A 12,181-nucleotide genomic window follows, 5' to 3' on the forward strand; every position below is an offset into this window, starting at 1 on the left:
GGAAGAACCAGAAGTTTTTACTCATTACTCATTACTTCTCTTCTGCTCCATTAAACGCCTTGAGCTTGTGAGAAATGCGGGCTTAGAGCCTATTTATAAAGTAAGGTGTATTACAACTGTGTAGGAATTTGAGGCTATCTATTATAGAGAAAGTAACAAATTTTAAACAAAGTATTGACTAGATTAATGTATAATTGTAGCGCCTTTAGTTAGGCGAAATCCCAATAAAAAAATGAATCAGCATTTCGTAACAAGCAGCAGTGTGGTGAAAGAAAAAGCCAGCGAGTTGGGTTTTCACAAAGTTGGAATTACTGCTGTAGATAGGTTAGATGCCACAGAAGCGCAGAGGTTACAAGCATGGATTGAACTGGGTTATCACGCCGATATGAAATGGATGGCCAACCCAAAACGTCAGGATATCCGCTTAGTGATGCCAGAAGTGCGATCGCTAGTATGTGTGGCGCTGAATTACTACACACCACATCAACGTCCTGAAAGTCAGGAATACGCCAAAATTTCCCGTTATGGTTGGGGAAGAGATTATCACAAGGTGATGCATAAAAAACTCAAGCAGCTATCGATGTGGCTAGAATCGCTTGATCCAGGCGTAAAAGCTATTTATTATGCAGACACTGGCCCAGTGCAAGATAAAGTGTTGGCTCAACTTGCCGGAATTGGTTGGATTGCCAAGAATGGTAATGTGATTACACGCGAATTTGGCTCTTGGGTATTTTTAGGAGAAGTGTTGACTAATTTAGAATTAGAGAGCGATCGCCCGCATACAGAACACTGCGGTAGCTGTACTCGTTGTCTTCAGGCTTGTCCTACAGGTGCAATTACGCAGCCTTTTGTTGTGGATGCTAATCGCTGCATTGCTTATCATACCATTGAAAATCGGGCCGAGAAATTACCAGAGACAATCACGCCTCATTTGCAAGGTTGGGTTGCTGGTTGCGACATTTGCCAAGATGTTTGTCCTTGGAATCAACGTTTTGCTCAAACAACTGATATTACAGAATTTCAGCCTTATCCTGAGAATATTGCTCCCAACCTGTTAGAATTAGCCAAAATCTCAGAGCAGGAGTGGGATAAACGATTTCCAGCATCTGCCTTGCGGCGGATTAAGCCAGAAATGTTACGACGCAACGCCCTAGCTAATCTTGACGCATCCAGACAAAGAATGACCCCAAAAGTAATTATTTTTGATTTTGATGGCACAATTGCTGATACAGTAGATGCCCTTGTAAGTATTGCTAATCGTCTAGCTATAGACTTTGGTTATAGACACATAAGCCCAGAGCAATTAGCCCTTCTCAAGAACTTAACATCTAGGGAAATCATTAAGTACTCAGGAGTTTCTCTATTTAAGATACCTTTTTTAGTTAAAAAAGTTAAAGGAGAATTAAAAAGCAAAATTCCAGAATTAAAGCCAATTCCAGGAATTAAAGAAGCATTAATAGAACTGCAAAATCAAGGATACAAACTGGGTATTATCACTTCTAATTCTAAAGAAAATGTTACACAATTTTTGACAATTAACGAACTAAATCATCTATTTGATTTTATCTACTCAGGAATTACAATTTTTGGTAAAACAACGATAATTAATAATGTACTGAGGCAAAAACAACTCAAACCTCAAGAAGTTATTTATGTTGGAGATGAAACCAGAGATATAGAAGCATCAAAGAAAGCAAATATCCAAGTGATTGCAGTGACTTGGGGCTTTAACTCATCGGAAGTACTGGCCAAGCAAAATCCAGATTATTTAATTCAGCAACCTAGCGAACTACTAGAAGTAATGAATAGTCGTTAATCAATTAATAGACATCTGGTGAAATTAAATATACTCATCCAGCAACTTTGTATATAGCGGTTCTCGTTTACGTGAGGTACACCCGTAGGGGCACGGCAGTGCCCATTGGTGTCAACTTAAGAAGATAAAGCCCAAATTTGTTGAGTGTAAGCGTCAATCTCTCGATGGCGCTTACGCCTGGTTTTAACTAGTCCAAACAGCTTTTGACGTTCCACAAGATAAGGAACAACCTCACTGGCATCACTACGTAGAACAGCTTGAGAGAAATGGTATAAACCACGAAAAACCATCTCTGTAGAAATTCGGTCTAAAGGTTGGCTAAGAGCGATGCCTACGGCGGGCTGCGCCAACGCTATATCGATACATAATTGGTTAAGAACAGCATAAAAAATCCAAGTAGCAAAAATCTGGATTTGTACGCCATTGTTGTCCCCAACCCAAATATAAGCTAAACCTAGAAGCCTTTTTGTGAGCAGAAAAGCATCTTCAACGCGCCAACGCCTGCGATATAATTCACAGACGTGCTGTGCAGATAAAATTTGTGGGTCGAGTACATTTGTCAGGTAATAGTACCAAGTTGAACCCCACAAAACAGAAACTAAACGCACTGGGTGCTGGCAAGGGTTAGAGCGATATTCCCCCATAGATATAATTTCATCACGATAGAATGGGGTATTGGCCAAACAACGTATCACCTTGTAAGGTACTTCCAAATAAAAAAATATCCCATCGTTTTAAGGGCAGGGGGGCAGGGGGCAGGGGGCAGGGGGTCAGGGAGCAGGGAGCAGGGGGAGGAACAGTCGTGTTGAGTCCAGAAATTGGAATAATTTATTTCTTGGAAGTCCCTAAGAAGTTTTTTCTCGCAGTCTTGTCAAAAAAAACTTATCAGCTTGGGTGAACGCATCAAACCAAGGAAACTTAAAAAATCCTAAATCAAAAATCAGCAATCCACCAATTGGTAAGCGTTCAAGTAATTGTTCGCACCAAGTTTTATCGTTAGCTTTGCTGTTAGGCGTATACCAGGTTGTGACTGGGCGATGGCTAAATGCTTCTACCACCATCATAATTTTGCCAGCAAGTGTTTTTTCTTGTTCTTGTAGTACTTTGAGTTTGCGTCTTAGTGCTTCTAGGGTTGAACCGTCAGCAATCCAGATAGCTGTAAATTTGGCGCATACTGGCTGCCAATTCTCTGGTACTGCTTGATTTTGTGGCTGCACATTGATTCTTTCCATTACTTGCTCAAAAATTTGTGCAAATAATTCTATTGGCAGTGTTCTCAATCGTTTTGATACTGCTTGGGCACTCACTTCAATCCGACCTGCCCACAACAATCCTTCTTCGCATAGGACTCTTTGCACTTCTCTTAATCCAGGAATCTGACGATATACTAAACTCACAACGATCGCCATCATTACCGATAAGGTCAGTATTCTGTCGCGGAATGGTTTCTTTTCTTCCGTTTCGTAAAATTTCAAGGGTTTAAAGTTGAGCGGAGATAGTAATGAGTAGATTTTTTGCTCAATTTCCTCTATTGGCGGCATCGGTACTTGTTTTTGTTGCCGCAGGTCTGGGTTTCCTGTTCGCGCTGGGCGTTTTCTTGCCATGATGTATCTCTAAGAACATCATTATTAATGTTCTTAGATTACATCTTTTGCTTACTTTTTGCTTAAGTTGACACCAATGGCCACTGCCCATACGTGTCAACTTAACGTAGAACCAATGTCCTGCAAGGAACTTCAGTTCCTTGCTCATAGCAAAAGTCATCTTTAGATGACTAAATAGCCCCCAAAATTTTGAGTCTACTGAAGTAGACTTAAGCTATTAGCCAGAGAATTTATTCTCTGGCGGGTGAGGAGGGCAACACGAAGGGATTTCTAACTAAAGTTGACACCAATGGGCACTGCCGTGCCCCTACACCTGGCGATATAATGTTGTACTGCATCTGAGTGGGAACCGCTATAGAAGTAACGGTGTTAATTGGTATAAAGTTAAAGTTGCAAGCCACTCTATAAAAAGCTTTTACCAGATTATCTAGTTCCCAGCCGGAGACGGCGAATACTTTACTTGAGGCTGGAAACAAGACTTATTTTAAAGAAGTTTTAGTTTAAGTTCCACCAATCCACATCTGTAACCCCCTGCTGGGCAAAATATCCGCATTAAAGGTGGAATTACATGAGATGATGTTTCAAGAACTGTTGGAAAATCCAATTTAAATTTTGCACCTATCCCTTTATAGATCAAAGAACTTATTCTTTGGCTTGTAGCAAATAAAGATTCTGTTCGTTGTAAATTTCAATATTTTTTGATCCGGGAGGCTCCTAAATGACACTGCGATCATATAGTCGGGTGTGTCTTGTTCCATTAGTTTTCTCTTTACTCGGCGTGGGTGCGAGTACAGCAAAAGCGATCGCTCAAACTACTTTTCCATTTGAGGTAGTATATGAGTACAGAAGTTACTCTGACACCTATCCCATCAACCGACGTATCAAAAGCATTTGTCTCAGGCTTTAATCCTGATGCTGAGTATGGTTTAACTAACTTTTCAAGTATCGACAATTACAGCAGGGTTGACCCCGATACTGGAAACCTTGTATTCGTTCAAGATCCAGCAATATTTGGTTTGCAAGGCTTACCAATCGGCAGAGACGAGTTTTTTGGTAGTGGTGATGATAAATTATTTGGCAGGAGTAGCGCTACTGCCTCATTTGACTTTATCAACCGCCAATTAGTAGGTTCTGGTAATATCACTATCAATGGTGGTACAGGCAACTTTAGCGGTGCTACAGGTATATTTAACTTTCGTGAAATTGAGTCACTCGATCAAGATCCAAATGCTCCCTTGAAAGGTCAAGCTTTTTTGAGTGGTTCCTTCCAGACACCGAAGAAAGTTCCAGAACCAAGCACTAAGGCAACACTATTCGGTATGTGTGTAATTGGGATTGGTTTGATGGCAGGTAAACGTTACTTTTGAGCTACTGGGTAAATTATGGCATTCTTGAAGAATTTAGCCATTCTGAATACAGTAATGAGAATCAACGCCGAGTGAAGTCGAGGCGTTGATTCTGAGCGTAGTGTCTCGTAGAGAAGGGTCAATACAGTGGGAGCAGAAATGTTGGGTTGGGAAAATTACTTTTTCGGTTGACCCTTTTCCAAAGCTTGTTGTACTAGCTCATCAGTGACATTACCTACACCCTCAGTCTTAGAATTCCCAACTTCTTTTGCTAATTCTAAATAATCATCAGGATTACCAGTTGATTGTGCTTGAATTTTTGTCTCTTGTGGCTTAGAGGCTTGATAATTAGGTGCAGTGGCTGCTTCGGCTGCTGCTGCTCCTTCACTTGTGCGATCAACATCACTCACGCTGAATTGCTGTGCTGTTGCATAATCAGCATCAAAATCGACCTTTGGCGCTTTTTCCTCACCACTAGCTATGCTTTCGGCAGCTAATTGTGCATCATGGGTGGGAGCTTCATTTAAATTGGGCTTTACTTCATCGGGCATAATTAAAACCTTAAGTAAATTTTTTATTGCTTACTTAAGCGATATTAGCAAAGCAATTCGCCAATTTCTTGCTTCTTAAGGAGTGACTTTACCTCTATTAAAAGGTAGATAAAAGCTGTAATTTTTAATTAATTTAAATCATTCTATTGATACTAGAATCTGGTTCTCAAACTTTGGTACGACTTAGTTTGGCCTGTTAAATTCCCTTGGAGATAAATAATAATGACTGCAAGTTATGACAAAACTATTTCTCAAGCCCAAAGCAATGAAACTCAAAATTTGGTGGATGCGTTTAACGCCTTAGATACCGATGCCAAATTAGCTTGGTTTTATTTTGTTTATAAAAAAATGGGTGATTCTGTGACGCCAGCTGTTCCGACTGCGGCTGAACCAGAATTAGCACCAATTTTGCTAGGAGATTATTTTGAATTATCTGATGATGAGCAACTAGCAATTATGCGGGATATTGTTAACCGCAAAGATACGGAGTATTCTCGCGCTTATGGGTCGATCAAAGAAAACAACCAGCTGTTGGTTTGGTATGCTTGGGCGGTAGCTATGGGAAATCAAGTGGTTGGGATGCCAGCTAACTACGAGCCAAGTAAGGAAATTAATGATCTACTTTCCCAAACTGAAGGGCTAGATTTTGAAGAGCAAATTTCAATATTTCGGACAATAGCTGGTGAATTGGGTTACACCGATGTCAAGCCGATCGCAACGCAAGCAGAAACTGGAAAAACGTCAAGTTTGTAATCAGCCTTGGCGACTTCGAGTCGCCGCTATACAAATGTTTGCATAGCCTCCCGCAGGCAAGTCCGCGAATGCGGACTTTAATTATGAGAAAGCTAACTGACTCAAGTCATCTGGGGTTAAATTTGAGTGTACTACTTGACCATCACGGAACCAAAGGATGCGCTCGGTTTGACGAGCAACTTCTGGTTCATGTGTCACCATAACAACGGTAATTCCACTATCATTAAGTTGGCCGAAAATATCTAAGACTTCTTGGGTTGTGCGCGAATCAAGTGCGCCTGTGGGTTCATCGGCTAGTAATACTACGGGATCATTGACGAATCGCCCGAGCGATCGCTACTCTTTGTTGTTGTCCACCAGATAGTTGAGTTGGTTTGTTATTGAGGCGATTGGCTAAACCTACTCGTGTCAGTGCTACTGTTGCGCGATCGCTTCTTTCTTTTGGACTCACGCTAGCATACACCATTGGCAGCATCACATTTTCTAATGCTGTTAGTTGGGGCAATAAATGGAATTGTTGAAAGACAAACCCCAGCTTTTTATTACGAATGTGTGCCAAATTTGTATCATTCATTTGGGCCACATCGAGATTATCTAGATAATAGTGTCCAGAAGTCGGGCGATCTAAACAGCCGATAATATTCATGGCTGTAGATTTACCAGAACCAGAAGGCCCCATAATTGAACAATATTCGCCCTCGTGGATAGTCAAATTCACATCACTTAGCGCTCGAACTTCAGTTTCGCCACTGCCATATATTTTAAAAATATTTTCCAAACGAATAATTGTTGATTTCGGGATGGGATTGGGAACTGGAGAATCGGTAATTGAAATAGTATTTGCCATAAGTATTTAGTTGTTAGTTGGTAGAAAGGCAATTATTGCGATCGCCATAACACTCCTTACGCAATGTGCAACTTTCTTTTAAACCTTAGAATAAATTGCACATCGCCTTACCTGACTATCGACAACCCAAACTATCTCGCGTTGACATACCCGTAACCGGATTTACCCCATCAGCTCTTTCACACAATAGTGACACCTGATAACGATCAATTAAAGCGTCTGTAAAATCAGCGCCTGTAATTTCGGCATCATAAAAACGGCTGCGAGTCAAAGTTGCTTCTGTAAGAATTGCATTTCTCAGGTTAGCACCATCCATAGTCACGCGATCTACTAAAGCGCCACTCAAGTTTGCGCCTTCCAGGTTTGCCTTTAATAAAACTCCTTTAGTCAAAATTGCGTTGGTTAAATTCGCCCCTTGGAAATTCGTCCCCCGCATTTCTGCTGCTACAAAAGTCACACCTGCCAAATCAGTATGAGAAAAGTCACGATTTTCTAAATTTATATTGTTGTAATTAATTGTGTTTATTTGAGCAAAAGCTGGTTTGGGGTTAAGTATTATCCACCCAAATGCTAGTAGCAAAATCACGATTAAACCAAAAAAGCGCAGTAAAATCTTTTTCATAACTTTATTATTTGTCATTAGTCCTTTGTCATTTAACCAATGACTAATGACTAATGACTCTTACCTATTTCCAATCTTTACCAATGCGAATTGTCAGATCAGATTCTAAATCACCAATTGCCGCTACCTCAATTTGACCCAAGCCTAAGACTTTTTGCAAATCAACTCCCACTCGTCGGTTGCCTTTTTGGACAACAATCTGAGTTTGACGTTGGGTATCTGGCCAATCAGGCACTTTGTAAATATTAGTAAAGCCTTTCTGTTTCAGATAAGCAATAACTTTTTCAGTTAGCTGAGGTTGATTGGAAGCATTTTGAATAGCAATTTTGAGGTTAGGAACCTGACGCATATCTGGTTTTAGACCAGGTACATTTACCCCAACATAATCATTCAACAGGCTCTGTTGTCCAGTCATATTCAGCCAATAGCTATCAGGATCTTTGCTAAAACGGCTAAATGTACCAGGCAACACGGTCATTTGGAAATTATCCCGATCGAGGTTGAGACCGAAGTTTACCAACGCCATCATTTCTTCCATCTTCAGGTTGGTATCAAAGTATTTTCGCATTAAGCGAGTTAATTGAGGCAACCTGGGTAAGACAGTAGGACTATTTAAGCGTTGCAGCAGGGCTGCTATGAGTGCTTGCTGACGCTGCACTCTCGGCAAATCTCCCAAACCTGGTTCACGGAATCGAACAAACTGTTCTGCTTGTTCGCCGTTGAGGGTTTGCCAGCCACTGACTAAATTAATCGACAATCGACTGCTGGAGTCTTTATATGCCATTGATTGGGGAACAAAGACCTCAACTCCGCCTAACTGATCGACTAACTGCCGTAAGCCACTAGTAGAAATGCGGATATAACGATCGATTGGGGCATTGTTTAAGGTACGACTAACTACCCGTGCTGCCAAAACTGGGCCGCCTTGGGCATTGGCATCAGATACCTTAGTTAATCCCTTTTCTCCCTTTTCGGGGATAGCGATCATTGTATCTCTGGGAATCGAAAGCACTCGTACAGATTTTTCACTAGGGTTAAGCCGTACCAGCAGCATGGAATCGCTTTTTCCAGCAAAGCTTTCTGGTGAACCATCAACCGTACCATTGACTGGTTCAATCCCCATAATTAAAATATTCATCGGTCGTGAAAGCTGGTACTGGGAGAGTTTGCTCCATAACTCCCCTGGTAATGGTATTTTTACGTCGTCTTTACCAGTAGTTCCTAAATCTTCATCTGTTCGATCTAGATTGCTCCACAAAGGAGTCCACAACGCTAACGTTGATACTAGCAACCCAGATAATATAACGCCGATGACAACCGTCATGATCCACAACAGCCATCGAGGCATGGTCAAGCCCAGTCTCTCATAAAGCTGATTGGGAATTGCGCCTACTGATTCGACGACACTACGGTTTGGATTCGCTGGCTGGTTTAGTTCGACATCCTCCTCCTCTGAGTCGGCTACTACTGGTGCAGGCGTTACTTGATTTTCTGTTCGTTGAAGTTGCTGCGATCGCACCTCAGTTTGAAATTCTACTTGTTGAGATGTCACCGGATTTTCCGACCATTCGACTTGTTTTATCACAATTATCTCCCCACTCAACCACTCCCTAAAAGTATGTTAATCCAAGCTACAAATATTGCCAGTGGAAAAGCTCACTGTAAACTTGTAATGTTCTTCGGTAGGCGTGTATGACAACATGAATACTTTATTGTTCCCCGTGATCCTTGCTGGTGGTAAAGGTGAACGTTTTTGGCCCCTGAGCCGCAAAGACCGACCCAAGCAATTTTTAAGTCTTGATGGTAGCTCTAGAAGTTTATTACAAGCAACCGCCGATCGATTAATAGAACTCGGTGGCGGCGGGTGGGATTCCTTGTGGGTAATTACTTCTAGTCAGATAGCTGAAGGGGTAAGACAACAATTACCTGATCTACCAGTTGAAAACTTGCTGATTGAGTCAGAAGGCAGAGACACTGCCGCAGCCGTTGCTTGGACAAGTTTAGAAATCAAACAGCGCTATGGAGAAGACGCTGTTATTGGCTTTTTCCCTGCTGACCACTGGATCGCTGACCAAGAGGCGTTTGCACACACATTAAGGGCGGCTACGCAACTAGCAGCAAGCACAGCAGCGATCGTTACACTGGGGATCAAGCCTACTTTTCCATCAACCGGTTACGGCTACATTGAACAAGGTGAAAAAATAGGTAGCTTTAATGAGTTGCCAGCTTATCACGTTAACCGTTTTACTGAAAAGCCTAACCGGGAAACGGCAGAAACTTTTTTATCTACGGGACGTTTTAGCTGGAATAGTGGAATGTTCGTTTTTCGGGCAGGGGTTGTTCTCAAAGAACTACATACCCATGCACCAGAAATTATCGAACCTTTAGAACAACATGGCCCTGATATCTATCCCCAGTTGCCTAAGAAGAGTATAGACTATGCGCTAATGGAAAAGACAACTCTAGCATACGTTTTGCCAGTTGATTTTGGTTGGGATGATTTGGGAGATTGGAATGCGATCGAACGCCTACTCAAAACAGAAGAGAATCCCAATGTGGAACTTGGTACGCACGTAGGGCTAGATACGCAGGGGGCGATTATTTACGCCTCAAATCCAGAGGATGTAGTTGTTACAATTGGTTTAGAGGACGTGGTGATTGTGCGCGATCGCAATGTCACCCTCGTTGTTAAAAAAGAACGTACCCAGGAAATCAAGCAGATCCTCAAAATTCTCCAAAGCGATTCCCGATTTACTGACCTGCTATAAAAGTTAAAACCCTTGGTAGAGGCGAAAAAGCCTATTTTCCCATTATAACTTGACTTTGGGAATTGGGAATGGGGCATGGAGCATGGGGCATTGAGAAAATTCTTTCTTTGTCCACTTCATCTTTCTCATATCCCCATTCCAATGCCCAATGCCCAATCCCCAATCCCCAATCCCCAATTCCCTATTCCCCAAAATGTTCCTCACCCAAACTGTTCCCCGTCAACGAGAAATTCTTGAAGTATTCCTTCGCAATGGCTGGGACTATATGCGAAGGTTACTTACTGGTGGCAAAGCTGATGAACCCCAGCTACCTACACCTGCGGTTTTAAAAAATATCTTGGTAGATTTGGGGCCAGTTTACGTCAAACTTGGTCAGCTACTTTCTACCCGTCCCGATTTACTAAACGCCGCCTATATTGAGGAACTATCAACTTTACAAGACGAAGTACCGCCAGTACCTTGGTCAGAGATAGAAATAATCCTTCGCAAAGAATTAAAACGCCCACTAGCAGAAACCTTCAAGACAGTTAACCCGATCCCAGTAGCGGCGGGATCAATTGCTCAGACACATCGCGCTACATTAGCAGATGGTCGAGAAGTTGCTCTGAAAGTGCAACGTCCGGGAATCGATCTGACTATTGCCCAAGATATTGCTTTAATTCAAGGTATTGCGGATTTAGTGGCGCGGACTGAGTTTGGACAAACCTATGAAATCAAATCCATCGCCGAAGAATTTACCAAAGCTCTAGAAGCCGAGTTAGATTTTACACGGGAAGCGGGTTTTACAGACCAACTGCGGCGTAACTTATCTAAAAGTCGCTGGTTTGATCCCACGCAAATAGTGGTTGCGGAAATTAACTGGGAATTGACCACAGAGAAATTACTGGTAATGGAATGGCTGGATGGGGTGCCGTTCTTGTCGGCGGATTTGGATAATGACCCCAATGTTAAAGACCCTGCCCTCAAGCGTAAAGAAATAACTACTTTGTTATTTCGGGTATTTTTCCAACAACTATATATTGATGGCTTTTTTCACGCCGATCCCCATCCAGGAAACTTGTTTTATCTCAAAGATAGTCGTGTCGCCCTCTTAGACTGTGGCATGGTGGGAAGACTTGATCCCCGGACACAGCAGATATTAACAGAGATGTTGTTAGCGATCGTTGATTTAGATGCTCAAAGATGCGCTCAATTAACTTTGCAGCTATCAGATTCTGCTCAACCAGTAATTTTATCACGGTTAGAAAATGATTACGATCGCATGTTGCGAAAGTATCACAATGTCAGCTTGACGCAAATAAACTTCAGTCAGATAATTTATGAAGTTTTACAAGTTGCCCGTAACAATAAAATTAGATTACCTAGCAATATGGGTCTGTATGCCAAAACCCTAGCGAATTTAGAGGGTGTAGCGCGGACATTTAACCCGGATCTTAACTTTTTTGATGAAGTTAAACCATTAATTACAGACTTGTTTCGTCGGCAGTTACTAGGCGATAATCCAGTGCGATCGCTATTACGGACAGCTTTAGATATTAAAAGTCTGTCTCTCCAATCTCCTCGCCAAATTGAACTGTTATTAGACCGAGTTACCTCAGAAACTTTACAGTGGAATCTATCGCTGCGGGGGTTAGATGGTGTGCGGCGCACTATGGATGATGCAGCTAACAGGCTATCTTTTAGTATATTAGTGGGTTCGCTGATTATGGGTGCAGCAATTATTTCCACCAGAGCGCAGACAACACAGCTATCTTTTTTAAGTACGACCCTGTTTGCAGTTGCTAGTTTATTGGGTTTGTGGTTAATTGTTAGTACATTGCGATCGGGACGTTTACGGTAAAACCATTTGAGATTTTGGATTTTGGATTTTTGAT

The 12,181-nt window shown here is 41.9% G+C and carries 9 protein-coding genes and 4 pseudogenes; 6 read left to right on the forward strand and 7 right to left on the reverse strand.

The features are described from left to right. The first annotated feature begins 232 nt into the window (after positions 1-232). Both queG and ANSO36C_RS19510 read left to right on the forward strand, forming a co-directional pair. Positions 233-1,206 (forward strand): annotated as a pseudogene (queG, locus tag ANSO36C_RS19505) (tRNA epoxyqueuosine(34) reductase QueG). Then, positions 1,181-1,816, forward strand: coding sequence for an HAD-IA family hydrolase (locus tag ANSO36C_RS19510; protein ID WP_251960377.1), 636 nt, complete (start codon positions 1,181-1,183; stop codon positions 1,814-1,816). The pseudogene queG and the gene ANSO36C_RS19510 overlap by 26 nt, the downstream one beginning before the upstream one ends. A 116-nt stretch (positions 1,817-1,932) precedes the next feature. Here ANSO36C_RS19510 and ANSO36C_RS19515 read toward each other — a convergent pair. From ANSO36C_RS19515 to ANSO36C_RS19525, 3 genes and pseudogenes are all read right to left on the reverse strand, one after another. Further along, positions 1,933-2,517, reverse strand: a pseudogene (locus ANSO36C_RS19515) (IS4 family transposase); the annotation flags it as partial. A 147-nt stretch (positions 2,518-2,664) separates the two neighbouring features. Next, positions 2,665-3,420: pseudogene (locus tag ANSO36C_RS19520) on the reverse strand (IS4 family transposase); the annotation flags it as partial. A gap of 230 nt (positions 3,421-3,650) precedes the next feature. After that, on the reverse strand, positions 3,651-3,896 hold the full coding sequence (locus tag ANSO36C_RS19525) for a hypothetical protein (protein ID WP_251955863.1): 246 nt from the start codon (positions 3,894-3,896) through the stop codon (positions 3,651-3,653). A 360-nt stretch (positions 3,897-4,256) separates the two neighbouring features. Here ANSO36C_RS19525 and ANSO36C_RS19530 point away from each other — a divergent pair, with 360 nt between their 5' ends. Then, complete coding sequence (locus ANSO36C_RS19530; RefSeq protein WP_251955864.1) at positions 4,257-4,787, forward strand: hypothetical protein; 531 nt, start codon at positions 4,257-4,259, stop codon at positions 4,785-4,787. A gap of 155 nt (positions 4,788-4,942) precedes the next feature. Here the strand turns inward: ANSO36C_RS19530 and ANSO36C_RS19535 are convergent, their stop codons facing one another. Further along, positions 4,943-5,317 (reverse strand): hypothetical protein, encoded by a 375-nt coding sequence (locus ANSO36C_RS19535; RefSeq protein WP_251955865.1) that lies wholly within the window; start codon positions 5,315-5,317, stop codon positions 4,943-4,945. A 222-nt stretch (positions 5,318-5,539) separates the two neighbouring features. Here ANSO36C_RS19535 and ANSO36C_RS19540 point away from each other — a divergent pair, with 222 nt between their 5' ends. Continuing rightward, positions 5,540-6,070 (forward strand): orange carotenoid protein N-terminal domain-containing protein, encoded by a 531-nt coding sequence (locus tag ANSO36C_RS19540; protein WP_251955866.1) that lies wholly within the window; start codon positions 5,540-5,542, stop codon positions 6,068-6,070. Positions 6,071-6,151: 81 nt separating this feature from the next. Here ANSO36C_RS19540 and ANSO36C_RS19545 read toward each other — a convergent pair. The 3 genes and pseudogenes from ANSO36C_RS19545 to ANSO36C_RS19555 form a co-directional block, all read right to left on the reverse strand. Continuing rightward, a pseudogene (locus ANSO36C_RS19545) lies at positions 6,152-6,917 on the reverse strand (ABC transporter ATP-binding protein). Positions 6,918-7,032: 115 nt separating this feature from the next. Beyond that, positions 7,033-7,539: a pentapeptide repeat-containing protein gene (locus ANSO36C_RS19550; RefSeq protein ID WP_251960378.1), complete on the reverse strand. Its 507-nt coding sequence runs from the start codon at positions 7,537-7,539 to the stop codon at positions 7,033-7,035. Positions 7,540-7,603: 64 nt separating this feature from the next. Next, positions 7,604-9,124: an LCP family protein gene (locus ANSO36C_RS19555; protein ID WP_251955867.1), complete on the reverse strand. Its 1,521-nt coding sequence runs from the start codon at positions 9,122-9,124 to the stop codon at positions 7,604-7,606. A gap of 115 nt (positions 9,125-9,239) precedes the next feature. Between ANSO36C_RS19555 and ANSO36C_RS19560 the strand changes: the two genes are divergently transcribed. Together ANSO36C_RS19560 and ANSO36C_RS19565 are read left to right on the forward strand one after the other, a co-directional pair. Further along, entirely contained in the window at positions 9,240-10,307 is a 1,068-nt protein-coding gene (locus ANSO36C_RS19560) for a mannose-1-phosphate guanylyltransferase (protein WP_251955868.1), read from the forward strand. Between the two features lie 193 nt (positions 10,308-10,500). After that, positions 10,501-12,147: an ABC1 kinase family protein gene (locus tag ANSO36C_RS19565; RefSeq protein WP_251960379.1), complete on the forward strand. Its 1,647-nt coding sequence runs from the start codon at positions 10,501-10,503 to the stop codon at positions 12,145-12,147. Positions 12,148-12,181: the final 34 nt, after the last annotated feature.

The sequence above is a fragment of the Nostoc cf. commune SO-36 genome, from assembly GCF_023734775.1.
Classification (GTDB): Bacteria; Cyanobacteriota; Cyanobacteriia; order Cyanobacteriales; family Nostocaceae; genus Nostoc; species Nostoc commune_A.